This window comes from Pseudomonas sp. CCOS 191, from assembly GCF_001007005.1.
GTDB classification, from domain to species: domain Bacteria; phylum Pseudomonadota; class Gammaproteobacteria; order Pseudomonadales; family Pseudomonadaceae; genus Aquipseudomonas; species Aquipseudomonas soli.
In genome coordinates this window covers 5545616-5569265 of record NZ_LN847264.1, presented here as the reverse complement: position 1 = coordinate 5569265, position 23650 = coordinate 5545616, and the positions used below count along the sequence as shown (strand labels likewise).

Below are 23650 nucleotides of genomic sequence, written 5' to 3'. Positions count from 1 at the left end.
TGTGCGCGGGCAGGTTTTGCCTGGCCGGAATGTAGCCTCCAACTTCGCCGGTTCTCACCCCGCCCATGGCTGCCACCCATTCCCGTGAGAAGGTTGCGTGGTGGCCTCCTTGAGCCGGTAATGGAGGCAACACCATGAAAAAGATCGTCCCCGACCCACCCCTCGCCCTGAACCCAACCACCGAGCAGTCCTTCTGCTCCTGCCAATCCAGCCATCCCCCTATCTTCACCGTACGCCCCGGCGTCGATGCCGCCGACGCCCTGGTCCATGCCAGCATGCTGGCCCGGGCCATCCAGGAAATCGCCGACGACTATGCCCAGCATCATGCCCCCGAGGCGGGGCGGGCGATGATCTGGTCGATCCTGCATTCGGCGGAAACGGTACGGGCGCTGCTGGAGGGGCTGCTCGACGCGATGGAGGCCTGAGGGCCTCAGCCTGGCTGCCCGCGGTCCACCTTGCTGCTGAGGATGATCGACGTGGTGGTCTTCTCCACTCCTTCGAGGCTGCCGATCAGGTCGAGCAACTGGTCCAGCTGCTCCGGTGAGTCGCTGAGCAGCCAGGCCACATAGTCGAATTCGCCACTGACTGCGCACAACTGCTGGACCTGCCCCATGGCGCTCAGGTGGCGCACGATGTCCTTGCCTGAGCGCGGCTGCGCCTTGATCCCCACGTACGCCTGCAGGCCGCCGCCGATCAGGCGTTGCCCCAGGCGCACGCCATAGCCGGTGATCACCTTGTTGCGTTCCAGGCGTTCGAGGCGCGAGTTCACCGTGGTACGGGCGATCCCCAGTTGGCGGGCGAGCGTGGCGACGCTTTCGCGGGCGTTGATCTGCAACAGGGAGATCAACTGGCGATCAATGGCGTCGAGGGTGATGGAGGAGGTGGCCGGCATGGTAGGTCTCTTTTGTCGAGCTGCTAGCCTATGCAAGCGCGACCGATTCGCGCAAGGCGCCCAGGGCTGGCATTACGTTGGCAAGGCGGTACGATAGCGGGCCGCTGCCGCTCGGCAGCCTGGACCATGGCAGGAGTGATTGACCCATGAAGTTCAAGGACTGGTACTGGCGGCGATGGATTCGCCAACACGGTTGCAAGGTGAGCACGGGCATTTCCAAGTTCGGCAAGCGCGCCAGGCTGGCGCTCGAGGCCGAGGTGCGCATCGGCGATGTGGCGGTCAGCGCTGCCACCCTGGATGTCTCGATCGGGGCTCACACCTATATCCGCAGCGGCGGTTCGCTGCAGGTGGTCGAGTCGATCGGGCGCTACTGCTCCATCGGCAGCGCGGTGGTCATCGGCCAGGAAAAATACGCTCATCCCACCGACTGGTTGAGTTCCCACCCTTTCCAGTTCACCGGTACCCAGTGGCAATACGAGCCGCCGAGCACGCCGGTACGCATTGGCCATGACGTGTGGATCGGCGAAGGTGCGATGATCATGGAGGGCGTCGAAGTGGGCACGGGCGCGATTGTCGCCACTCGCGCCCTGGTGACTCGGGACGTGCCGCCCTATGCCGTGGTGGCGGGCTTTCCAGCCAAGGTCGTGCGTTATCGATACCCGGAAGCGATGATCGAGCGTCTGCTCGCATCGCGCTGGTGGGAGCGCGATACCCGGCAGTTGCTGGAGCTGCCGCTGCACGACCCTGCCGCCTGTCTTGACCGGATCAGCGGGCTGGGTGAGGCAAGTTACACGAGGATCGAGATTTCGCGGCGTGGCTGCAAGGTGCTGGCGTCGGCTTGAATCGCCGAGAGACGTTTACGACCGGGGCTGCTGCGCAGCCCTGATCGGATTTGATCAACGTGACGCGCTGGTTTGCGCCGTGGCGCAAGGCGACTTCAGGCCAGCAGTCATGCTCTCGACATTGTCGAGCATCTGGTTGCCTTTGTTGACCTTCTGCGCGTTCTCCGCAAGCTGCATGCGTTGGTCATAGGTGGCTGAAGTGCCATTCATGCTGTTCTTGGTTTCGAGCACGGAGTTGGCGATGCTGAGCAGGCTGCGGCCTGTGGAGATCAGGTTGTCGGTTGCGCTGGGTGTGCACGGGGCATTGCCGCCAGCCATCTGGCTGGGCTGCTGGCCCTGGTTGTAGGAGCCCGGTGCCACGCAACCTGCGAGCGTGGCCAGCATCGGTACAACGAGCAGGGCGCCAAGCGTTCCTTGGATGTTCATGTGACGTTCCCTCGATCACTGGGCTCCGACCCGGTGCCGAAGCGATGGAGGGATTCTAGAAACGCGGCAGTGATGGCGAAATAGAACGGGTGTGCTAAAGGCACTTTGCCGCTGGTCAGAGCGACCTGAGCTACAAATCCAGGGGAAGCTGGGCACTGTAGCGCCAGTGTATTGTTTTTTGTACCGCGGAGCGGTCAGGTTTTTCGGCCATGACGTTGTTCTCCTGGTAAAAATGTGATCAAGGTTGTTGCAAGGTGGCAATTGCACACCTAAGATGCCCGCCTTCTCTCACCCGACAGCAAAGGAGGTACATCATGCAACAGTTGATCACCCTTTGCAGGTCGCGCCTGGCTTGATCGCATTCGCCGCTACTCGTTAGCGGTACCGCAACGCCCGGCCTCTGGCCTGCCAATCCGAACATCTTTTTGTTTCAACCCATCAGGATTGGACTATGGGCACTTGCATTCGCAATTTGTCCGACGGCGCCGTATTGGTCGCCGCGGACGACACCTGGATCGAAGGAAAAGCGATCCAACAACTCGAAACCACCGCTCGCCTAGGGGGCATGCATCGGGTGGCCGGCATGCCGGACCTGCATCCGGGGCGTGGCTATCCGGTCGGCGCGGCATTCTTTTCCGTGGGGCGTTTGTACCCGGCGCTGGTCGGCAATGACATCGGCTGTGGCATGGCGCTGTGGCGCACGGACATCCCGACCGCCAAGCTGCATCTGGACAAGCTGGAGAAACGCCTTGGCAACCTCGACCTGCCGCTCGACGAGACGTGGCAGGAGGCCGTCGCCAGCTTCGGTTTGCCTGCCACGGGGCACGAGCGTTCTCTAGGAACCATTGGTGGTGGTAACCACTTCGCCGAGCTGCAGCAACTCGATGAAAACTACGACGATGCGGCCCTGGCAGCCTTGGGCATCGAGCGTAAACACCTGCTGTTGCTGGTGCACAGCGGCTCGCGTGGATTGGGCGAGGCGATCTTGCGTGAGCAGGTCGACCTGTTCGGTCATCACGGACTGGAGGCGGGCAGCGAGGCCAGCACTCATTACCTGGGCCGGCACGACAGCGCGCTGCGTTTTGCCGAAGCCAACCGTCAGTTGATTGCCCGGCGCATGCTCGACCGCTTGCGTGCCGATGGCGATGTACTGCTCGACATCAACCACAACCTGGTGTCGCCAGCGCAGGTCGACGGGCTCGATGGTTGGCTGCATCGCAAAGGTGCCACACCGTCGGATCAGGGGGTGGTGGTGATCCCTGGTTCGCGCGGCGACTACAGCTACTTGGTACAGCCGATCGCCGACGAGCGCAGTCTGTTGTCCCTGGCCCATGGCGCCGGACGCAAATGGATGCGCAGCGAGTGCAAGGACCGCCTCGCCTCGCGCTACAGCGTCGAGCAACTGAGTCGTACGGCACTAGGCAGCCGCGTGATCTGCGCCGACCGGGCGCTGATCTACGAGGAAGCGCCGGAGGCCTACAAGGCTATCGATTCGGTGGTGGGTGCCTTGCGTGAAGCGGGGTTGGTTCGCGTGCTGGCACGACTGAAACCGGTGCTCACCTACAAGACGCGCGGAGGGTGCTGCTGATGATCCTACTGCAACTCTCGGCGGCTCAGGGGCCGGAAGAGTGTGCCCTGGCAGTGGCCAAGGCATTGCTCAGGCTGCAGGCCGAAGCGGATGCCCAGGCCGTGGCGGTACGGATACTCGAAGAAGAGCCGGGGCCGCGGCGCGGTACCTTGCGCTCGGTGTTGCTGGCACTGGATGGCGAGCAGGCCGAGCGCCTGGCGGATCACTGGACGGGCTCGCTGCAATGGACGTGCGGCAGTCCGTACCGGCCGGGGCATGCGCGCAAGAACTGGTTCTTTGGGGGCGCACGGTTTGCGCCACCGGCACCGGAATTGGCGAGCGAGATCCACTTCGAGACCTTGCGTTCGTCCGGGCCGGGTGGTCAGCATGTCAACACCACCGACTCGGCAGTGCGCGCCACGCACCTGGCCAGCGGCGTCAGCGTCAAGGTACAGAGCGAGCGTAGCCAGCACGCCAACAAGCGCTTGGCGCTGCTGCTCATCGGTCAACGCCTGGCGCAACAGGCAGAGCAGGTCGACAGCGAACTGCGCGCGGAGCGGCGGTTGTTCCATCACCGCATCGAGCGTGGCAATCCACGTCGGGTGTTTCGTGGCGAGCGCTTCGAGCCGGCTGACGAGTAGATTGTATGCGAATAGTCGTCGAGCAAAAGTCAGGCCGGGCGGCGTAGGCGATGCCGGCCCCACAAAAACGGATGAGGAAAGGACCCGGCTCGCACTCGGGTTTACGAGTTGCACATGAGCATTCCGTATCTGAGGCGATCCCGCCAAAAACGCAAAAGCCGCGTAATACGCGGCTTCAAGGTTGGTGGGCCCACACGGACTCGAACCGTGGACCAAAGGATTATGAGTCCTCTGCTCTAACCGACTGAGCTATAGGCCCTCAGCAGGAGCGCTGGATTATAACGAGGGTTTAGATAGCGTGCCATCCGAAAGATCTGTTTGTGCTATGCGAAGAAAGGTCGCCGCGAATTCGTCCGGTGGCAGGGGCAGGCTGACGATGTAGCCCTGGATCTGCTCGCAGCCTTCGGCGGCGAGGAAGCGCTGCTGCGCCTGGTTCTCCACGCCTTCGGCAATGATCGTCAATTGCATGCTGCGGCCCAGGGCAATGATGGCGCGGGCGATGGCGGCGTCGTGGGGGTCGTCGGGCAGGCCGCGGATGAACGACTGGTCGATCTTGAGGATGTCCAGCGGTAGGCGCTTGAGGTAGCTGAGAGAGGAGTAGCCGGTGCCGAAGTCGTCGATGGCCAACTGCACGCCCAGTTGCTTGAGTTGGTGCAGTACGCTCAGCGCCTCTTCGGCCTGGCTCATGATGAAATTTTCGGTGATTTCCAGTTGCAGGTCGCCCGCCTTGAGCTGGTAGTTGCGCAGCAGTTGCTCGATGCGCCGCGCCAGGTTGGGCTGGCGCAGCTGGGCGCCGGCGAGGTTTATCGAGAGCGGGCCGAAGGCGTGGTAGGCCGTTTTCCAGGCGTGCATTTGCCGGCACGCTTGCTCCAGCACCCAGTCGCCGAGCTGGAGGATGGTGCCGTTTTCCTCGGCCAGGTGGATGAAGCGCTCGGGGGGCACGTCGCCGAAGGTTGGGTGGCTCCAGCGGATCAGCGCCTCGGCGCCCACCAGGCTCTGGGTCTTGAGGCTGAACTTGGGCTGGTAGCACAGGCTCAGCTCATTGCGCTCGATGGCGCGGCGCAGTTCGTGCTCCAGGGCGATGCGCTCGCTGGCCTGGGTGGTCAGTTCGCGGGTGTAGGCCTCGACCCGGTTGCGGCCCTTGGCCTTGGAGCGGTACATGGCGGCGTCGGCATTGCGGATCAGGCTGGCGACATCGGTACCATCTTGTGGGTACAGGCTGATGCCGATGCTGGCACTGGTGAAGAACTCGTGTTCACCGGCCTGGAACGGTGCGTGGAAGCCGGCCAGCAGCTTGTTGGCGATGGCGCTGGCGTCGCTGGGCTTGTGCAGGCCGGGCAAAAGGATGATGAACTCATCGCCGCCCAGGCGGGCCACGGTGTCGACATCGCGCACCTGCTCCTTGAGGCGTTGGGCAATGCCTTTGAGCAACAGGTCGCCCACCGGGTGGCCGAGGCTGTCGTTGATGTGCTTGAAGCGGTCGAGGTCGAGGAACAGCACCGCGCCCTGCCGGTTGGATACCTGGGCGCAGCTGAGCGCGGCCTGCAGGCGGCTTTCGAACAGGGCGCGATTGGGCAGGCCGGTCAGCGGGTCGTGGTGGGCCTGGTAGTCGAGCTTGGCCTGGGCGTGCTTGAGGCTGGAGATATCGGCGAACACGGCGACGAAGTGGGTGATCTCGCGTTCGTGGTTGCGCACGGCGCTGATGGTCAGCCAGCCGGGGTAGAGTTCGCCGTTCTTGCGCTTGTTGTAGATCTCGCCCTGCCAGTGGCCTTCGGCGGTCAACTGGTGCCACATGGCGACGTAGAAGGCGCTGTCGTGCTGGCCGGAGGCGAGCAGGCGCGGAGTCTGGCCGAGGGCTTCGATTTCGCTGTAGCCGGTGATTTCGCTGAACGCGCGGTTGACCGCGCTGATGCGCTGGTCGGTGTCGGTGATCAGTACGCCCTCGGCGGTGTTCTCGAACACCGTGGCGGCCAGTTGCAGCTTCTCCTGCATCAGGTGGCGTTCGGTGATATCGCGGGCGATGGTCAGCATGCAGTCGACGCCGCCGATGGGCAGTGGCCGGGCGGACAGTTCACACAGGCGGATCTGCCCGTCGCTGCGGCGGATGTGGCAGCTGAAATCGCGCACGAAACCGTCACGCTGCAGATGATCGACCAGGCGCTGGCGCTCGTTGAGGTCGACCCAGATGCCCAGGTCCAGCGAGGTCTGGTCGACCGTTGGGCTGATGTCGTAGCCGGTAAGGCGGCAGAAGCCTTCGTTGACCTCCAGCAGCAGGCCATCGCTCTGGCGTGACAGCAACAGGCCATCGGGTGAGGCATGGAAGGCCTTGGCGAACTTCTCCTCGGAGGTCTGCAGTTGCTGCTGGGTTTCCTTCAACTGGCTGATATCGCGGATCGCCACCACCAGCGCCGGCATGCCGTCGAGGTCGAAGGTCTCGGCCGAGGTCAGCCCGGTGAACAACTCGCCGTTGTTGCGGCGGAAGGTCATTTCCAGGTTGCGGATGCCGCCGCGATGCAGGCGCTCGAGCAGGGCCGGCCCGGTATCGGCCACGCCCCATAGGCCGAGTTCGGTGGCGGTGCGGCCGATCACCTGGGTTGGGCTCAGGCCGATCAGTTCCTCGAAGGCTTCGTTGACCTCCAGCAGGCAGCCGTCGCTGTGCCGGGCGATGATCAGGATGTCTGGGCACTGCTGGAACACCGAGGCGAACTTCTGCTCCGACAGGCGCAGGGCATCTTCGGTGTGCTTGGTTTCGCTGATGTCGATCATCAACCCGCGCATCAGCGACTTGTGGCCATGTTCGATCATGCTGACGATGTTGCGCACCCATAGCGTATGGCCGTCGGCGCGGATCACCCGGTAGTCGAGGCTGTGGTCGCGCCCGGCGGCTGTTTCGCTGTCGCAGTAGGCTTGCGCCCACAGGGCATCTTCCGGATGCAGGATGCTGCGCCAGAAGCCCGGCTTGAGCCATTCTCCCGTCGGGTAGCCGAGCAGGTCCTCGGCGTGCGGCGATACATAGCTGTAGCTGAAGTCGTTGGCATCGGCTTCCCAGGCCACCGCTGACAGGCTCTCGATCAGGCCGCGGTAGTGGTATTCGCTGCTGCGCAGTTCCTGTTCCAGGGCGATGCGCCGGGAAATCTCCGAACTCAGTCGGCGGTTGATGCGAATCACCACTGCCAGGATGGCCATCAGCACCAGCACGGCCGGCAGGCCATAGAGCAGCACGTCGTGCCAGAAAGTCCGTTGGTCTACGACGTTGCCCACCCAGCGTTGCTGAATGTGGCTGACTTCGCTGCTGCTCATATCGGCCATTACCTTGTCGAGGATGCCGACGAGCATCTTCTGTTCCCGCGGCACGGCCATGGCCAGCTGGTAGCGGTACGGCGTTTCTCCGCTTACATACAAACCGTCGAGCTTGAGCTGGCGCAGGCTCCAGATACTCGAAGCGAGGTCGCCGACCACCGCGTCCACCTCGTCGGTAGCCAGGGCCTGCAAGGCGGAGCTGACATTGGGCATGGCCACCAGGTTGAGGTCCGGGTGGTGGGTGCGCAGCAGCTCATGGGGTGCGTAGTTCTCCACCACGGCGATCTTCAGCCCGTAGAGGTCCTTGAGGTTGCGCGGTTGCGCGCCGCCGGAGTGCGCGAGGATGACGATCGGGAAGTCCAGGTAAGGGCGGGTGAAGGCCAGGTAGCCCTGCCGTTCCGGGGTGGACATGATGCCGGGCAGCAGGTCGAGCCGGTTGCTGCGTGCCTGCGCGAGGACTTCGGTCCAGCTGCTGGGCTCGATCGGCTTGAGGGTGATCCCCAGGCGTTCCTGGATCAAGGCAATGTAATCGGCGGCCAATCCCTGGTAGCGACCTTCCTGGTCGCGGAATTCGAACGGCGGCCATGAAGCATCGACGCCCAGGCGCAGCTGCGGGTGGGCGCTGAGCCAGGCTTGTTCCTCGTCGGTCAGGGTCAGGGCGCCGGCCGTTGTGTTCCAGGCGAGCAGGATCAGCAACAGGAAGGCCGGCATCAGGGGCATAGCGGCCTCTCGATCAGGGGGTCTGATTCGAGTGTAGACGGGCTTCCCGCCCGCTGGGTAGACAGGGGCCACGACCTTCTGTCACATAAGAAAAACCCCGGCCTGGGCCGGGGTTCGTCTTTACTCGTCGAGGAAGGAGCGCAAGTGCTCGCTTCGCGTCGGGTGGCGCAGCTTGCGCAGCGCCTTGGCTTCGATCTGACGGATCCGCTCGCGGGTCACGTCGAACTGCTTGCCGACTTCTTCGAGGGTGTGGTCGGTGTTCATGTCGATGCCGAAACGCATGCGCAGCACCTTGGCTTCGCGTGCGGTCAGGCCCGAGAGCACGTCACGGGTTGCTTCCTTGAGGCTTTCGACCGTGGCCACGTCGATCGGGGACTGCATGGTGGAGTCCTCGATGAAGTCGCCCAGGTGCGAATCTTCGTCGTCACCGATCGGGGTTTCCATGGAGATCGGCTCTTTGGCGATCTTCAGGACCTTGCGGATCTTGTCCTCAGGCATCTCCATGCGTTCGCCGAGCTCTTCCGGGGTCGGTTCGCGACCCATTTCCTGCAGCATCTGGCGGGAAATACGGTTGAGCTTGTTGATCGTCTCGATCATGTGCACCGGGATACGGATGGTGCGCGCCTGGTCGGCGATCGAGCGGGTGATCGCCTGGCGGATCCACCAGGTGGCGTAGGTCGAGAACTTGTAGCCGCGACGGTATTCGAACTTGTCCACCGCCTTCATCAGGCCGATGTTGCCTTCCTGGATCAGGTCGAGGAATTGCAGGCCGCGGTTGGTGTACTTCTTGGCGATCGAGATCACCAGACGCAGGTTCGCCTCGACCATTTCCTTCTTGGCGCGGCGAGCCTTGGCTTCACCGATGGACATGCGGCGGTTGACGTCCTTGATCTCGGCGACGGTCAGGCCGGTCTCGGTCTCGAGGTCGATCAGTTTTTGCTGGCAGGCAACGATGGCGGCGTTTTTCTCACCCAGGGCTGCGGCCCATTTGGTGTTGCGCTTGGCCAGGTCACCGGACCAGGTCTGGTCGGTCTCGTTGCTCGGGAACAGGCGCAGGAAGTCGGCACGCGGCATGCGCGCGTCACGCACGCACAGTTGCATGATGGCGCGTTCTTGCTGGCGCAGGCGATCCAGGGCACCGCGTACGCGCTCGACCAGAACGTCGAACTGCTTCGGCACCAGCTTGATCGGCATGAACAGGTCGGCCAGCGCCTGCATGGCACTGATGCTGTCTTTATGGCCTCGGCCGTGCTTCTTCAGCACTTTGAGGGTATCGACCAGCTGATCCTTGACTGCACCGAAACGCTGGGCGGCAACGACCGGATCCGGACCGCTTTCGGCCTCTTCCTCGTCGTCGCCATCGGCGTTCTCTTCGTCTTCGTCGTCGCTTTCTTCCTTCGCGGCAGCGGCCTTGGCACCCGGGATCGGTACTTCTTCGGTCGGTGCGGCGATGTTGTCGTCAGGGTCGATGTAACCGCTGAGAACGTCGGACAGACGGCCACCTTCGGAGGTGACACGGTCGTATTCGCCGAGGATGTAGTCGACAGTACCCGGGAAGTGAGCGATGGCGCCCATGACTTCACGGATGCCTTCCTCGATACGCTTGGCGATTTCGATCTCGCCTTCGCGGGTCAGCAGCTCGACGGTACCCATTTCGCGCATGTACATGCGCACCGGGTCGGTCGTGCGGCCGATATCGGTCTCGACAGCCGCCAATGCGGCGGCGGCCTCTTCGGCTGCGGCCTCGTCAGTGTCGGCTTCCGCCAACAACAGGGCATCCGCATCCGGAGCACTCTCGAATACGTTGATCCCCATGTCGTTGATCATGCGGATGATGTCTTCCACCTGCTCCGGATCTGAAATATCCTCTGGCAGGTGGTCGTTGACCTCCGCGTAAGTCAGGTAGCCCTGCTCACGACCGCGGGTGATCAACTCTTTGATACGAGATTGCTGTTGCGCTTTTCCGGACATAACACCCTATCCACTGAAGGTCTTGGCGGGCAAAAAACAAGCCGAGGATTATACCCGAGCATGGACCTCACGCGCCAGATGAGGTCGGGTTTTGTGCGGGAACATTACGGCTCAGCAGGGTAAGCAGCTGAGATTTTTCCTCTGTACTCAGTTCACTTAGACGCGCTTTCCTGAGCAGATGTTCCAGGCTGCGCTCGCGCTGGCGAGCGGACAAGCTAGTTATAGTGTCGAAAAACTGTTGTTCAAGGTTGTCGGCATCGATCAACCATTCCTTTTCCGCCAGGGCGCGCAGCAGGCGACCCTGTTCGGTCCCGTGCCAGCGTGCGATCAGCTGCATTGAGCTTAGCTTAGGATTCTTCTGCGCGGCCTCGATGAGGGCCACCAGCAGTTGGCTGTACAGTTGCTCTTCGTCGGCGAAGTGGCTGGCATCCTCGACCTTGCCGGCCAGCAGCGGGTGATGCAGCAAGGTGCGCAGGGCCGAGAGCGTCGGTGGTTCCACTGGCGCGGGTACCCGTGGCGGTGCTTCGCCGCGCTGGCCATCGCGCTGCCACGGCTTGCCGCCTTTCTTGTCCCAGGGTTTGCCGTCCCACTGCTTCTTGCCGCCACCTTTGTTCGGCGTCCAGGGGCGTTGCTCCTGTTGTGGCGCGGCATAGTCGGGCTGGTAGTGCATGTCGCCATGGTCAGGCGCGTAGCTTGCCATGGCGTCGTAGTCGTAGCCGGGGTCGTAATCCGGTGCGCTGGGTGCTGGCGCGCTCTGGGCCAGTTGCTCCATCTGCTGCGGATCGAGGCCGGTAATGTCTTTCAGGCGGTTGCGCATCAGTTGGCGCAGGTTGGCGCCCGGGACCTTTTCGATCAGCGGTGCGGCCAGCGTCACCATGTGCGCCTTGCCTTCCAGCGAGCGCGGGTCGGCCTCGTTGCTCAACTGCTCGAAGAAATAGTCGGCCAGTGGCTGGGCGTGCTGGTTGATGCGGGCCTGGAAGGCATCGGTGCCTTCGGCGCGCACCAGGCTGTCCGGGTCTTCGCCTTCGGGCAGGAACAGGAAGCGTGCGCGGCGGCCGTCCTGCAGGCTCGACAGGGTCGCCTCCAGGGCGCGCCAGGCGGCCTTGCGACCAGCTTGGTCGCCGTCGAAACAGAACAGCACGCTGGGCACTACGCGGAACAGGCGCTTGAGGTGCTCCTCGCTGGTGGACGTGCCGAGGGTGGCCACCGCATTGCGCAAACCCTGCTGGGCCAGGGCGATCACGTCCATGTAGCCTTCGACGACGATGATCTCGTCGAGGTTGCGGTTGTGCTTGCGTGCCTCGTACAGGCCGTACAGCTCCTGGCCCTTGTGGAACACCGGGGTTTCCGGGGAGTTCAGGTATTTGGGCTTGTCGTCGCCCAGCACCCGGCCGCCAAAGGCGATGACCCGGCCGCGGCTGTCGCGGATCGGGAACATCACCCGGTCGCGGAAGCGGTCATAGCGCTTGCCGCTTTCGGCGTTCTCGATCAGCAGGCCGGCGTCGATCATCACTTTCTGTTGCAGCGAGTCGGCACCCAGGTGCTTGAGCAGGTTGTCCCAGCCCGGCGGCGCGAAGCCCAGGCCGAAGTCGCGGGCGATCTCGCCGGACAGGCCGCGCCCCTTGAGGTATTCCACTGCCGCCTTGCGGGTGGCGTGGCTGCGCAGGGCCTGGCGATAGAACTCGCTGGCCGCCTCCAGCAAGGGGTACAGCGGCGAGTCGGTCGGCTGGCGTGGCTTCTGCCCGCGGCGGCCTTCCTCGCGGGGGACTTCCATGCCGGCCGCGCGGGCCAGTTCCTCGACTGCCTGGGGGAAGTCCAGGTTGTCGTGGTCCATGACAAAGCCGAGGGCGTTACCCCCAGCGCCGCAACCGAAGCAATAGTAGAACTGCTTGTCGGGGCTGACGGTGAAGGAGGGGCTCTTTTCCTTGTGGAACGGGCAGCAGGCGGAAAGATTCTTGCCGGTCTTTTTCAGTTGGATGCGCGAACTCACCACATCGACGATGTCGGTGCGGTTGAGAAGATCATCGATAAAGCTCTGGGGAATCAGCCCGGCCATGGCAGCCTCGTCATCTGGCAACTGGCAAGTCTAAACGCTTGTGCGCGGGTTTGGCGTGGGGTGTCGCAGGAAGAGGTGTGTGCTCGTCGGTAGCCGGTGAGGGCTCGTCAGAAAAGACGTGCACGCCTGGCCAAAGACCAGTTCTGACGCGTTGAGGCAGGTTGCCCATGGCTTTTGCCGGGGCACCCCAGGCGCATGGCCAAGGGTTTCAAGCAACCGCTACCATAAGCCCGGCGCGAGGCCGGGCATGGCAGAAGCTTTGCGTAGAACGGCTGTACTTAGTACAGACGAACGGCGCGGCGCTGTTCGCGCTGAACTTTCTTCGCGTGACGCTTAACAGCGGCAGCGGCTTTGCGCTTACGCTCGGCGGTCGGCTTCTCGTAAAACTCGCGGCTACGAACTTCAGCCAGTACACCGGCTTTTTCGCAGGAGCGCTTGAAACGACGCAGAGCTACGTCGAAGGGTTCGTTCTCTTTAACTTTGACGGCTGGCATCCAGGGCTACCTTAATTCATTACCGGGGTAGACGTGCTCCTGGCAAAACATAAGGTGTGCTGGAGAACGTCGGTTTTCAAGGGTTGCGGATGTTAACCCTTAGCTGGCCGGAATGCAAAGCCTCTGATCGAAAACCGCTGGTCGGCACCGGGCACGGGGACTATCATGCGCGCCTTCGAATTCAGCCTCCACAAGGCACGGACCCATGCTAGTACTGGGATTGGAAACATCCTGCGACGAAACTGGCGTCGCATTATACGACAGTGAACGCGGCCTGCTGGCCGACGCGCTGTTCAGCCAGATCGACCTGCACCGCGTCTATGGCGGCGTGGTGCCCGAGCTCGCCTCGCGCGATCACGTCAAACGCATGTTGCCCCTGATTCGCCAGGTGCTGCAGGAGGCCGACTGCGTCGCCACCGAGATCGACGCCATCGCCTATACCGCGGGCCCGGGCCTGGTCGGCGCGCTGCTGGTGGGCGCCTCTTGCGCCCAGGCACTGGCGTTCGCCTGGGATATTCCGGCGATCGGCGTGCACCATATGGAGGGCCATCTGCTGGCGCCGATGCTCGAAGAGCAGCCGCCGCAGTTTCCGTTCGTCGCTTTGTTGGTCTCAGGTGGCCATACCCAGCTGGTGCGGGTCGATGGCATCGGCCAGTACGAACTGCTGGGCGAGAGTCTGGACGACGCCGCCGGCGAGGCGTTCGACAAGACCGCCAAGCTGATCGGCCTCAATTACCCGGGTGGCCCCGAGATCGCCCGCCTGGCCGAACAAGGCACGCCCGGGCGCTTCGTGTTCCCGCGGCCGATGTGCGACCGCCCCGGCCTGCAGTTCAGCTTCAGCGGCCTCAAGACCTTTGCCCTGAATACCTGGCAGCAATGCCGCGATGCCGGGGACGACAACGAGCAAACCCGTTGCGACGTGTCGCTGGCGTTCCAGCAGGCGGTGGTGGAGACTCTGACCATCAAGTGCAAGCGCGCCCTCAAGCAGACCGGCCTCAAGCGCCTGGTCATCGCCGGCGGCGTGAGCGCCAACAAGGCCTTGCGTGTTTCGTTGGAAGAGATGCTGGCCAGCATCAAGGGCAACGTCTACTACGCCCGCCCACGCTTCTGCACCGACAACGGTGCGATGATTGCCTATGCCGGTTGCCAGCGTCTGTTGGCCGGGCAGCAGCAGGACCTGGCGATCAGCGTGCAGGCGCGCTGGCCGATGGAGCAGTTGCCGGCAGTATGAAGTGAGCCGGGCTTGTGCGAACGCATCAGAAGTGGCGTTCGCGCCCGGCGAACAGGTCACGCAGGTTGCGGCGGTGGCGCCAGACGATCAGCACCGTCAGCACGGTCATCGGCAGCAGTGCTTCAGGCTCGCGCCAGGCCAGCAAGGGCAGCGTCAGCGGTGTGGCGATCAACGCCGCGAGCGAACTGGTGCGGGTCAGGTAGAAGGTCAGCAGCCAGGCGCCGATGGCCAGCAGGGCGGCTGGAAAGTACAGCGCCATGAGCATGCCGGCGGCGGTGGCCACGCCCTTGCCGCCTTTGAAGCGGAAGTACACCGGGAACAGGTGGCCGAGCACCGCGCAGATGCCTACCCAGGCCTGCTCTTGCTGGTCGAGCCCGGCCAGGCGTGCCAGCAGCACGGGCAACATGCCCTTGCACAGGTCGCCGAGCAGCGTCAGGATCGCCAGTTTGCGGCCCGCCAGGCGTAGCATGTTGGTGGCGCCGGCATTGCCGGAACCGCTGGAGCGCGGGTCGGGGCTGCCACTGAGGCGGCTCAGGACAATGGCGAAGGACAGAGAGCCGAGCAGGTAGGCAAGCAGCGCCAGTGACCAAAACATGCTAACTATTCCGGGCGAGGACGCCCTGATTCTAACGGCGCCCGTCGCCCTTGTCGTGCTGTGGAGAGAAGTGCTTGGACAGAGTGTTCATCGAAGGCCTGGAAGTCGATACCGTGATCGGCGCCTATGACTGGGAACGGGATATTCGCCAGTGCCTGCGCCTGGACCTGAGCTTCGCCTGGGACAACCGCCCGGCGGCGGCCGGTGACGACCTGTCGCTGGCACTGGACTATGCCAGTGTCTCGGCACGTATCCAGGCGTTCGCCGAACAGGCCCGTTTCGAGCTGGTCGAGACCTTCGCCGAGCGCTTGGTCGCGGTGTTGATGGCGGAATTCAACATTCCCTGGGTGCGCCTGAAACTCACCAAGCCGGGCGCGGTACCGGCGGCCCGTGGTGGTGTTGGCGTGGAGATCGAGCGCGGATGTCTCTGAGCACGGTATACCTTGGGCTGGGCAGCAACATCGAGCGTGAGCGGCACTTGTGCGCCGGGCTCGATGCCCTCGCCGGGATCCTCAAAGACATGCAGTGTTCCGCGGTGTTCGAGAGCCAGGCCGTGGGGATCAAGAGTGGCCCGTTCTACAACCTGGTGGTGCGCGGGCGCACCGAGCTGCCGCTGCTGGAACTCGACCGCCGGCTCAAGTTCATCGAGGCCGACAATGGCCGCTACGCGCCGGACCGCAAGGGGCTGCCGCTGGATATCGACGTGCTGATGTTCGATGACCTGTGCGGGACCTTCGATGGCCTGGTGTTGCCGCGCGCGGAGATCCTGAAGAACGCCTTCGTGCTCTGGCCGCTTTCGTTGCTGGCCCCGGAGTTGGTGCACCCGGGCGAGGGCAAATCCATGGGGCAGTTGTGGCGGGAAGCGCGCATCGAGCAGGTACTGGCGCCGGTACCGTTCGAATGGCGCGGGTTGCAGTTGACCCCCGCTTAGCCTGCGCCGGCCTCTTCGCGGTTCTACCTGCGAAGAGGCCGGGCAGATCAAGCAGCCTTGTAGGCTTCGAGCGCTTTCAGTCGTTCACCTTTGAGCGCTTCGCCCAGGCCCTGGCCGGCAAGCCCGGCCTCCAGCAACGGTTTCACATCCACGGCGCGCGCCGCTTCAGCGGCCCCGCGCAAGTACTCGCCTTGTGGATAACCTGAACCCAGCGCCGCCATCTCGCAGGCGGCGATGAAGTCCTCGAAGCGCTGCGGCCGTCGGTACACGTCGAACTTCTGCAGCATCTCCAGCAGGCTTGCAGGTTCCAGTTGCGGAGCCTGGTCCGCCCGCTCGGCAAACTCCCCCACCAGCATCGCCAGTTCCTGGCATTCACGTGGGGCCTTGAAGCGCTGATTCAGCGCCTTCAGCGCGGCAGGCTGCAGTCCGCGTAGCAGGCACGCCCAGCGCACCGCCAGCGGCTGCTGGTGCCTTGCGGCCTGGTGCAGCGCGGCCAGTGTAGTGGCGCCCTCCAGCTCGGGCATCAGCTCACTCAGCCCGCCGCAGCTGCGCAGCACCTCAATGAATACCTGCGGCTCACTTTCCATCAACGCACGCTCGATCTCCTTCCAGCTGCGCTCGGCGGTCAACGCCTGCAGTTCGCCCGATTCGGCGATCTGGTGCATCAGCTGCAACGTCTCATCGGCCACACGAAAGCCCAGCGGCGCGTAGCGAGCGGCAAAGCGGGCAACACGCAGTACACGCAGGGGATCTTCGGCGAATGCCGGGGAAACATGGCGCAGGAGGCGCTGCTCGAGATCTGCCTTGCCATGGTAGGGATCGTGCAGGGTGCCGTGCTCGTCCTCGGCCATGGCATTGATGGTCAGGTCGCGACGAACCAGATCCTCTTCGAGGGTGACTTCGGGGCTCGCGTGGAAGGTGAAACCGCCATACCCGCGCCCGCTCTTGCGTTCGGTACGGGCCAGGGCATATTCCTCGCCCGTCCTGGGGTGAAGGAATACCGGAAAATCGGCACCGACCGGGCGAAAGCCCTCGGCCTGCATCTGTTCGACCGTGGCGCCGACCACCAGCCAGTCGATGTCGCTGACCGGACGGCCGAGCAGGCGGTCGCGCACGGCGCCGCCAACCTTGTAGATCTGCATGTGGAACCTCCATTACTGGCGACAGGATACCTTGTCGGCAGCAATGGAGGTGGGCTGCCGCTAGAGGTGGTGCACCACGGCCAGGTCCATGCGTCCGTAGTCGCCGGCCTCGCTGTGCTCGCCGCGTGGCGGCATGTGGTGGGTCTTCATCACCTGGTCGCCCTGAACAGTCTCCAGGTGGATATCGAAGCCCCACAGGCGATGCAGGTGCTTGAGCACCTCTTCGGTGGAATCACCCAGGGGTTTGCGGTTGTGCTGCTGGTGGCGCAGGGTGAGCGAGCGGTCGCCGCGGCGATCGATGCTCCAGATCTGCACGTTGGGTTCACGGTTGCCCAGGTTGTACTGGGCGGCCAGTTGCTCGCGGATGGTGCGGTAGCCGGCCTCGTCATGGATCGCCGGGACCAGCAGGTCGTCACGCTGGTCGTCGTCGAGGATGCTGAACAGCTTGAGGTCGCGCATCACCTTGGGCGACAGGTACTGCAGGATGAAGCTTTCGTCCTTGAAGCTGCTCATGGCGAACTTGATGGTCGAAAGCCAGTCACTGCCGGCGATGTCCGGGAACCAGCGGCGATCTTCCTCGGTGGGGTGCTCGCACATGCGACGGATGTCGGTGTACATCGCAAAGCCCAGGGCATATGGGTTGATGCCGCTGTAGTAGGGGCTGTCGAAGCCTGGCTGGAACACCACGCTGGTATGCGACTGGAGGAACTCCATCATGAAGCCTTCGGTGATCAGGCCCTCGTCGTAGAGATCGTTCATCAGCGTGTAGTGCCAGAAGGTCGCCCAACCTTCGTTCATCACCTGGGTCTGGCGTTGTGGGTAGAAGTACTGGGCGATCTTGCGCACGATGCGCACCACCTCGCGCTGCCAGGGTTCGAGCAACGGGGCGTGCTTCTCGATGAAGTAGAGAATGTTCTCCTGGGGCTCGGCCGGGAAGCGCGCATCGTCCCTGTCGCCGCCCTTTTCGGCGCCCTTGGGAATGGTCCGCCAGAGGTCGTTGATCTGCCGTTGCAGATGCTCTTCACGCTCCTTCTGCCGGCGCCGTTCCTCTTCGGCGGAGATGGGGTAGGGGCGTTTGTAGCGATCCACACCATAGTTCATCAGCGCATGACAGGAGTCGATCAGGTCCTCGACAGCGTCGATGCCATGACGCTCCTCGCACTGGGCAATGTACTGCTTGGCGAACACCAGGTAGTCGATGATCGAACTGGCGTCGGTCCAGGTGCGGAACAGGTAGTTGCCCTTGAAGAAACTGTTGTGGCCATAGCAGGCGTGGGCGATCACCAGAGCCTGCATGCACATGGTGTTTTCTTCCATCAGGTAGGCGATGCACGGATCGGAATTGATCACGATCTCATATGCCAGGCCCATCTGGCCCCGACTGTAGGACTTCTCGGTGCTGAGGAACTGTTTGCCGTAGGACCAGTGGTGATAGCCCAGCGGCATGCCGACCGAGGCGTAGGCGTCCATCATCTGTTCGGCGGTGATGACTTCGATCTGGTTGGGGTAGGTATCCAGGGCGTAGCGGGCGGCCAGGCGACTGATCTCGCGGTCGTAGGTCTGGATCAGCTCGAACGTCCATTCGGAGCCGGTGGAAATGGGTTGGCGTCTCTGCTCTCTGGCGGTCATGTGGCTAACCTGCGCTGGAAGAGTTCACGGAAGACCGGGTAGATATCGCCGGCCGATACCAACTGCTGCTGGGCGAAGGTGTCGGGAAATGCTTCGCCGATGCGCTCGTACTCGTACCACAGCGCCTGGTGTTCACGTGGGGTGATCTCGACGTAAGTGTAGTACTGCACATGCGGCATGATCTGGTTGGCGAGGATGTCGCGGCAGATCGGCGAATCGTCGTTCCAGTTGTCACCGTCCGAGGCCTGGGCGGCATAGATGTTCCAGTCGCTGGCCGGGTAGCGCTCGGCCATGACTTCCTGCATCAGCTTGAGCGCGCTGGAGACGATGGTGCCGCCGGTCTCGCGGGAGTAGAAGAACTCTTCCTCGTCCACTTCGCGGGCGCTGGTGTGGTGGCGGATGAACACCACCTCGATGCGGTCATAGTTACGCTTGAGGAACAGGTACAGCAGGATGAAGAAGCGCTTGGCGATGTCCTTGGTAGCCTGTGTCATGGAGCCGGAGACATCCATCAGGCAGAACATCACCGCCTTGGAGCTGGGGTTGGGCTGCTTGATCAGCAGGTTGTACTTGAGGTCGAAGGTGTCGAGGAAGGGCAGGCGATTGATGCGCGCCTTGAGGCGCTCGATCTCGGCCTCGGTATCCTGGATGTCGGTGAAGTTGTCGGGCTCTTCGACCTTGAGTCGGTCCAGCTCCTTTTGCGCCTCGCGCAGCAGCGCGCGGCTGCTGCCGGTCAGGGCGATGCGACGGGCGTGGGCCGAGCGCAGGGTGCGCACGATGTTGATGCGCGAAGGGTTGCCCTCGTTGGCAATGCCGGCGCGCACGGTCTTGAAGGTGTCGGCACCGGTAAGGTGGCGTTTGACCAGGTTGGGCAGCTCCAGGTCTTCGAACATGAATTCGAGGAATTCTTCCTGGGTGATCTGGAACACGAAATCGTCCATGCCCTCGCCGGAGTTGCCGGCCTTGCCGCGCCCGCCGCCACCGCCGCCACCTTGTGGCCGGGCGATGTGTTCGCCGGCGGTGAACTCCTTGTTACCTGGGTGAACGATGGTCTGCTTGCCGCCGCGACCGTGGTGCAGCACCGGTTCGTCGATGTCACGCCCCGGGATACTGATCTGCTCGCCGTGTTCCATGTCCATGATGGAGCGGCGGCTCACGGCCTCTTCGACGGCTTTCTTGATGTGCTCACGGTAACGCCGCAAGAAGCGCTGGCGGTTGACCGTGCTCTTGTTCTTGCCGTTCAGGCGTCGGTCGATAACGTAGCTCATGGGCCCTCCGGTAGCTGGGTACAGCTGCAAGCTTCAAGCTACGAGCTGCAAGTAAAAGCAGTCGCTGCCGCCACGGGCCAGCGGTGTGCCGGGGCACACCGCCAAGCGCCCGGGGCGTGCCGCTTTTACTGCGATTTCCTGACCCGCAGGTACCATTCCGACAGCAGGCGTACCTGTTTGTCGGTGTAGCCACGTTCCACCATCCGGGTGACGAAATCGTTGTGCTTCTGCTGGTCTTCCTTGCTGGCCTTGGCGTTGAAGCTGATGACCGGCAGCAGGTCTTCGGTGTTGGAGAACATTTTCTTCTCGATCACCACCCGCAGCTTCTCGTAGCTGAGCCAGCTGGGGTTCTTGCCATTGTTGTTGGCACGGGCGCGCAGCACGAAGTTGACGATCTCGTTGCGGAAGTCCTTCGGATTGCTGATGCCGGCCGGCTTCTCGATCTTCTCCAGCTCCTCGTTGAGGGCGATGCGGTTGAGGATCTCGCCAGTCTCCGGGTCGCGGTACTCCTGGTCCTGGATCCAGAAGTCGGCATACAGCACGTAACGGTCGAAGATGTTCTGGCCGTACTCGCTGTAGGACTCCAGGTAGGCGGTCTGGATTTCCTTGCCGATGAACTCGATGTAGCGCGGCGCCAGGTACTCCTTGAGGTAGCGCAGGTAGCGCTCGCGTACTTCGGCAGGGAACTGCTCCTGCTCGATCTGCTGTTCCAGCACGTACAGCAGGTGCACCGGGTTGGCGGCAATCTCATGCGGATCGAAGTTGAATACCTTGGAGAGGATCTTGAAGGCGAAGCGGGTCGACAGGCCATTCATGCCCTCGTCGACGCCCGCGGAGTCGCGGTACTCCTGGATCGACTTGGCCTTGGGGTCGGTGTCCTTGAGGTTCTCGCCGTCGTAGACGCGCATCTTCGAGTAGATGTTGGAGTTCTCCGGCTCTTTCAGGCGTGAAAGCACGGTGAACTGGGCGAGCATCTTCAGTGTGTCGGGTGCGCAATGAGCCTTGGCCAGCGAGCTGTTGATCAGCAACTTGTCGTAGATCTTGATCTCGTCGCTGACGCGCAGGCAGTACGGCACCTTGACGATGTAGATACGGTCGATGAACGCTTCGTTGTTCTTGTTGTTGCGGAAGGTGTGCCATTCCGATTCGTTGGAGTGGGCCAGCAGGATACCGGTGTAGGGGATCGCCCCCAGGCCTTCGGTACTGTTGTAGTTGCCTTCCTGGGTAGCGGTGAGCAGCGGGTGCAGCACCTTGATCGGCGCCTTGAACATCTCGACGAATTCCATCAGGCCCTGGTTGGCCCGGCACAGCGCGCCCGAGTAGCTGTAGGCATCGGCGTCGTTCTGCGGAAACTCCTCGAGCTTGCGGATATCCACCTTGCCGACCAGGGCCGAGATATCCTGGTTGTTCTCGTCACCCGGTTCGGTCTTGGCGATGGCGATCTGGTTGAGGATCGACGGATAGAGCTTCACCACCCGGAACTTGCTGATATCGCCGCCGAACTCCTGCAGGCGCTTGGTGGCCCAGGGCGACATGATGGTATTGAGATAGCGGCGCGAAATGCCGAATTCTTCCTCGAGGATCGCACCGTCCTCGGTGGCGTTGAACAGCCCGAGTGGCGACTCGAAGACCGGTGAGCCCTTGATGGCGTAGAACGGTACCTTTTCCATCAATTGCTTGAGTTTTTCGGCCAGCGACGACTTGCCGCCGCCCACCGGACCCAGCAGGTAGAGGATCTGCTTCTTCTCTTCCAGGCCCTGGGCTGCGTGGCGGAAGTAGGAGACGATCTGGTCGATGCACTCTTCCATGCCATGGAAATCGGCAAAGGCCGGATAGCGGCGGATCACCTTGTTGGAGAAGATCCGCGACAGCCGGGAGTTGCTTGAGGTGTCGATCAGCTCTGGTTCACCGATGGCCAGCAACAGCCGCTCGGCCGCCGAGGCATAGGCGCTGCGATCCTCTTTGCACAGCTCGAGGTACTCCTGCAGCGAAAGTTCTTCCTGGCGGGTGGACTCGAAACGTTGTTGGAAGTGGCTAAAAATGCTCATGACGTCACCTCGCTCGATACGTGGAGACGACGCCGGATCAGTCAGCCGATGCTGGCATGCAACCGGTTTTGCCGGTTGCTGTATACCCCCCAGAACACCCTGTAACGCTACCGATGACCCGCACGCCGGTGTACCGGCTCTCCCCTTTTTTGGATGGCCTGGGCTTAAGGATAGTTGGTTATACGAGAGGTCAAGGGCGGGGAGCGGAGAAGACGCCTACGACCGTTCGTCAGGTCGGGCGCTAGCCCGCGCCAAGCGCGGGCTGCAGGAAAAATGAAAAAATTATTCGGCGCTGCCCTGGGCGGTTTCCGCCGGGTAGGTGTTACGCCACAGTTCGAAGCCACCATCGATGCTGTAGACGTTGGAGAAGCCCTGGCCGACCAGGTAGGCGGCGGCACTCTGGCTGGAATTGCCGTGGTAGCAGACTACCAGTGTAGGCGCGTCCAGATCGGCGCTGCGGATGAAGTCGGCTACCGAGTGATTATCCAGATGAGTGGCGCCGGCGATATGGCCGGCGGCGAACGCCTGTGGGTCGCGGATGTCGACAACGATCGCACCTTCGGCACGCAGGGCGAGGGCTTGTTCTGGGGAGATACGCTTGAATTCGCTCATGGGTGCGGTTCCTTCATGGCTGATCGTTGAGAGATGCCGGCGGGCGAGGGGTGCCTTCGCGGGTGCAGTCGCAGCGGTGGAATTCGCCGCTGTCGACATTGTACAGGGTCATCGCGCCCCCCCAGACACAGCCGGTATCCAGGGCAATCACACCGGGGGCGTCGACCCGGCCTTCGAGGGCTGCCCAGTGGCCGAAGATGATCTTCACATGGCGCGAGCGGCGGTCCGGGTGAGCGAACCATGGTTTATAGCCTTTGGGCGCGCTGTCCGCGCCTTCCTTGCTCTTGAGGTCGAGCTTGCCGGTGGCGGTGCAGAAGCGCATGCGGGTGAAGTAGTTGGTGATCACTCGCAGGCGTTCGACGCCGGCCAGGTCCTTGCTCCACTTGTTCGGCTCGTTGCCGTACATACCGTCCAGATACAGTTTCAGGCGATTGTCGTCGCGCAGCACTTCCTCGACCTCCGCCGCCAGCTCCAGCGCTTTACCCAGGGTCCATTGCGGCGGGATACCGGCATGGGCCATGGCGATGCCGCGGGCTTCGTCGTAGTGCAGCAGTTTCTGCTGGCGGAGCCAGTCGAACAGCTGGTCGGCGTCCGGGGCTTCTATGACTTCGCGAAGGGTGTCGCTCTTCTTCAGGCGCTCGACGTTGTGCCAGGCGGCCAGCAGGTGCAGGTCATGGTTGCCCAGCACGCAGACCAGCGCATGGCGGATAGAGTAGAGATAACGCAAGGTCTCGAGGGACTCGGGGCCACGGTTGACCAGGTCGCCCACCAGCCACAGGCGATCGACGGCCGGGTCGAAGCGCACGCGCTCGAGCAGGCACTTGAGTGGTTGCAGACAGCCTTGCAGGTCTCCGACGGCATAGGTGGCCATCAGTGCAGCGCCCCAGGCACGGCCAGGCGAAACGGCGCGATCTGGGCATCGAAGCGTTTGCCGTCTTCGGCGAACATCTGATAGCTGCCCTGCATGGTGCCGACGCGGGTGCTGATCACCGCACCGCTGCTGTAGGTGTGGCTCTGGCCTGGCTCGATCAGCGGCTGTTGGCCGATCACACCGGCACCGCGCACTTCCTCGACTTCGCCGTCACCGTTGGTGATCAGCCAGTGACGGGACATCAGCTTGGCCTTGACCGTGCCGTTGTTCTGCACGGTGATGGTGTAGGCGAAGGCGAAACGGCTGCTTTCGGGGTCGGATTGTTCTTTGAGGTAGCGGGTCACGACGCTGACGTCGATCTGGTAGCGGGGGTCGGACATGCAAGGGCCTTGGGCGAACTGACGCAATAACGCA

General features: G+C 63.0%; 21 protein-coding genes and 1 tRNA gene. 7 read left to right on the top strand and 15 right to left on the bottom strand.

Translation table 11 applies throughout. The annotated features are described in order from the left end of the window. Window positions 1-134: 134 nt before the first annotated feature. Window positions 135-425 carry a DUF3077 domain-containing protein gene (locus CCOS191_RS24945; RefSeq protein ID WP_028689051.1) on the top strand — a complete coding sequence of 97 codons (291 nt, stop codon included), beginning with the start codon at window positions 135-137 and terminating at the stop codon, window positions 423-425. Window positions 426-430: 5 nt separating this feature from the next. Here the strand turns inward: CCOS191_RS24945 and CCOS191_RS24940 are convergent, their stop codons facing one another. Beyond that, a complete protein-coding gene (locus CCOS191_RS24940) occupies window positions 431-892 on the bottom strand; it encodes an Lrp/AsnC family transcriptional regulator (RefSeq protein WP_046857395.1) in 462 nt (153 codons plus the stop codon). Window positions 893-1038: 146 nt separating this feature from the next. Between CCOS191_RS24940 and CCOS191_RS24935 the strand changes: the two genes are divergently transcribed. Beyond that, window positions 1039-1734, top strand: coding sequence for a CatB-related O-acetyltransferase (locus tag CCOS191_RS24935; protein ID WP_046857394.1), 696 nt, complete (start codon window positions 1039-1041; stop codon window positions 1732-1734). A 54-nt stretch (window positions 1735-1788) separates the two neighbouring features. On the opposite strand, the gene CCOS191_RS24930 is transcribed toward CCOS191_RS24935, so the two are convergent. Beyond that, window positions 1789-2160 (bottom strand): hypothetical protein, encoded by a 372-nt coding sequence (locus CCOS191_RS24930; protein ID WP_046857393.1) that lies wholly within the window; start codon window positions 2158-2160, stop codon window positions 1789-1791. A gap of 451 nt (window positions 2161-2611) precedes the next feature. Here CCOS191_RS24930 and CCOS191_RS24925 point away from each other — a divergent pair, with 451 nt between their 5' ends. Beyond that, window positions 2612-3748, top strand: coding sequence for an RNA ligase RtcB family protein (locus CCOS191_RS24925; RefSeq protein ID WP_046857392.1), 1137 nt, complete (start codon window positions 2612-2614; stop codon window positions 3746-3748). Next, the gene (prfH, locus tag CCOS191_RS24920) at window positions 3748-4368 is read left to right on the top strand and encodes a peptide chain release factor H (protein ID WP_046857920.1); all 621 of its coding nucleotides are present in this window, start codon (window positions 3748-3750) and stop codon (window positions 4366-4368) included. Before CCOS191_RS24925 ends, prfH begins: the two co-directional genes overlap by 1 nt. A gap of 182 nt (window positions 4369-4550) precedes the next feature. Here prfH and CCOS191_RS24915 read toward each other — a convergent pair. From CCOS191_RS24915 to rpsU, 5 genes are all read right to left on the bottom strand, one after another. Continuing rightward, window positions 4551-4627: transfer RNA gene (locus CCOS191_RS24915), tRNA-Ile, on the bottom strand. A 17-nt stretch (window positions 4628-4644) separates the two neighbouring features. After that, the gene (locus CCOS191_RS24910) at window positions 4645-8388 is read right to left on the bottom strand and encodes an EAL domain-containing protein (RefSeq protein WP_046857391.1); all 3744 of its coding nucleotides are present in this window, start codon (window positions 8386-8388) and stop codon (window positions 4645-4647) included. A gap of 120 nt (window positions 8389-8508) precedes the next feature. Further along, complete coding sequence (gene rpoD / locus CCOS191_RS24905; protein WP_046857390.1) at window positions 8509-10359, bottom strand: RNA polymerase sigma factor RpoD; 1851 nt, start codon at window positions 10357-10359, stop codon at window positions 8509-8511. A gap of 67 nt (window positions 10360-10426) precedes the next feature. After that, window positions 10427-12415: a DNA primase gene (gene dnaG / locus CCOS191_RS24900; protein WP_046857389.1), complete on the bottom strand. Its 1989-nt coding sequence runs from the start codon at window positions 12413-12415 to the stop codon at window positions 10427-10429. A gap of 278 nt (window positions 12416-12693) precedes the next feature. Then, window positions 12694-12909 (bottom strand): 30S ribosomal protein S21, encoded by a 216-nt coding sequence (rpsU, locus tag CCOS191_RS27710; protein WP_003255575.1) that lies wholly within the window; start codon window positions 12907-12909, stop codon window positions 12694-12696. Between the two features lie 205 nt (window positions 12910-13114). On the opposite strand from rpsU, the gene tsaD reads away from it, so the two are divergent. Continuing rightward, entirely contained in the window at window positions 13115-14140 is a 1026-nt protein-coding gene (gene tsaD / locus CCOS191_RS24890; RefSeq protein WP_046857388.1) for a tRNA (adenosine(37)-N6)-threonylcarbamoyltransferase complex transferase subunit TsaD, read from the top strand. Between the two features lie 25 nt (window positions 14141-14165). Here tsaD and plsY read toward each other — a convergent pair whose 3' ends face one another. After that, window positions 14166-14735 (bottom strand): glycerol-3-phosphate 1-O-acyltransferase PlsY, encoded by a 570-nt coding sequence (gene plsY / locus CCOS191_RS24885; RefSeq protein WP_046857387.1) that lies wholly within the window; start codon window positions 14733-14735, stop codon window positions 14166-14168. Window positions 14736-14809: 74 nt separating this feature from the next. Between plsY and folB the strand changes: the two genes are divergently transcribed. Next, complete coding sequence (gene folB / locus CCOS191_RS24880; RefSeq protein ID WP_046857386.1) at window positions 14810-15166, top strand: dihydroneopterin aldolase; 357 nt, start codon at window positions 14810-14812, stop codon at window positions 15164-15166. Beyond that, a complete protein-coding gene (folK, locus tag CCOS191_RS24875; protein ID WP_046857385.1) occupies window positions 15157-15666 on the top strand; it encodes a 2-amino-4-hydroxy-6-hydroxymethyldihydropteridine diphosphokinase in 510 nt (169 codons plus the stop codon). The genes folB and folK overlap by 10 nt, the downstream gene beginning before the upstream one ends. Window positions 15667-15713: 47 nt before the next feature. On the opposite strand, the gene CCOS191_RS24870 is transcribed toward folK, so the two are convergent. The 7 genes from CCOS191_RS24870 to apaG all read right to left on the bottom strand — a co-directional run bounded on the left by CCOS191_RS24870 (window position 15714) and on the right by apaG (window position 23616). Further along, window positions 15714-16808 (bottom strand): multifunctional CCA addition/repair protein, encoded by a 1095-nt coding sequence (locus tag CCOS191_RS24870; protein ID WP_046857384.1) that lies wholly within the window; start codon window positions 16806-16808, stop codon window positions 15714-15716. Window positions 16809-16868: 60 nt separating this feature from the next. Then, window positions 16869-18437, bottom strand: a complete 1569-nt coding sequence (locus tag CCOS191_RS24865; RefSeq protein WP_046857383.1) for a SpoVR family protein — start codon at window positions 18435-18437, stop codon at window positions 16869-16871. Further along, on the bottom strand, window positions 18434-19705 hold the full coding sequence (locus CCOS191_RS24860; protein ID WP_046857382.1) for a YeaH/YhbH family protein: 1272 nt from the start codon (window positions 19703-19705) through the stop codon (window positions 18434-18436). Before CCOS191_RS24860 ends, CCOS191_RS24865 begins: the two co-directional genes overlap by 4 nt. A gap of 125 nt (window positions 19706-19830) precedes the next feature. Next, window positions 19831-21753: a PrkA family serine protein kinase gene (locus CCOS191_RS24855; RefSeq protein ID WP_023629260.1), complete on the bottom strand. Its 1923-nt coding sequence runs from the start codon at window positions 21751-21753 to the stop codon at window positions 19831-19833. Window positions 21754-22035: 282 nt separating this feature from the next. Then, a complete protein-coding gene (gene glpE, locus CCOS191_RS24850) occupies window positions 22036-22365 on the bottom strand; it encodes a thiosulfate sulfurtransferase GlpE (protein ID WP_046857381.1) in 330 nt (109 codons plus the stop codon). A 13-nt stretch (window positions 22366-22378) separates the two neighbouring features. Further along, a complete protein-coding gene (locus CCOS191_RS24845) occupies window positions 22379-23236 on the bottom strand; it encodes a symmetrical bis(5'-nucleosyl)-tetraphosphatase (protein ID WP_046857380.1) in 858 nt (285 codons plus the stop codon). Then, a complete protein-coding gene (gene apaG, locus CCOS191_RS24840; RefSeq protein ID WP_046857379.1) occupies window positions 23236-23616 on the bottom strand; it encodes a Co2+/Mg2+ efflux protein ApaG in 381 nt (126 codons plus the stop codon). Before apaG ends, CCOS191_RS24845 begins: the two co-directional genes overlap by 1 nt. Window positions 23617-23650: the final 34 nt, after the last annotated feature.